Source organism: Promicromonospora kroppenstedtii DSM 19349 (genome assembly GCF_000515355.1).
Classification (GTDB): Bacteria; Actinomycetota; Actinomycetes; order Actinomycetales; family Cellulomonadaceae; genus Promicromonospora; species Promicromonospora kroppenstedtii.
In genome coordinates, this window is the sequence record NZ_KI911655.1 from 6,199 (window position 1) to 7,104 (window position 906).

The following is a 906-nucleotide window of genomic DNA, read 5'->3' on the forward strand; positions in this document are numbered from 1 at the left end:
GCGCTCATCGGCCACGCCGTGGCGCAGCTACGGGCGAGCGCCCGCGAGACCGACGCCACTCCTGCCCGGCGCGCCCCCGCCCTCAGCCCCCGAGCAGCCCGATCGCGGCCGTGACCAGCCGCGCCGAACGCTGTGCGGCGTCGTCCACGTGGGTGAGGAACTCCGTGCCGTCGGGGGCGCACAGGTCCGAGACACCCCGCACGGACACGAACTGCGCGCCGAAGTTGTGGCAGAGCTGCGCCAGCGCCGCGGACTCCATGTCGACGGCGAGCATGTCCGGGAAGTCGGCGCGGAGCGTGACCGCCAGGTCCGCCGTCACGAACTTCTCGGCGGACCCGATCGCGCCCTCGCGCACCTCGAGGTCGGCGATGCCGACCGCGGCGCGGCGGACGGCGTCGGCAATCGCGGGCGCGGCGTCGTACGCCTCCGGCATGCCGGGTACCTGGCCGAGCACGTAGCCGAAGGCGCGCGCGTCGGCGTCCGCGTTCAGGAGGCGGGCGCCCAGGACCACGTCGCCCACGGCGACGTCCTTGGCGAGCCCGCCGGCACTGCCCGCGCTGATCAGGGGCACGCCCGCGCCGAACCGCAGGATCGCGGCCACGCCCGCGGACGCCGCGTTGACGAACCCGATACCGGTGCGCACCAGCACGACCGGCTGCCCGGCGAGCACGATCCGGCGCTCGTCGGCGAAGCCGACCCGCTCCGGCTTACCGACCTCGGACGCCAGCGCGAGGAACGGCGCGGCCTCGTCGTCCATGGCGACGAGCACGACGGCGACGGGCCGATCAGCGACAGAACCAGCCACCCGCTACTTCCCCTCGGCCTCGACCGAGCCCAGCGGCAGCGGCGAGCCCGGCCGGTGCGTGCCTGCCGCTGCGTCCCGCGCGGCGGCCTCCAGGGCGGCCG

General features: G+C 76.0%; 1 protein-coding gene. It reads right to left on the reverse strand.

The genetic code is table 11. The features are described from left to right. Window positions 1-82: 82 nt before the first annotated feature. Entirely contained in the window at window positions 83-805 is a 723-nt protein-coding gene (gene mtnN, locus PROKR_RS10585) for a 5'-methylthioadenosine/S-adenosylhomocysteine nucleosidase (protein WP_036962945.1), read from the reverse strand. Window positions 806-906: the final 101 nt, after the last annotated feature.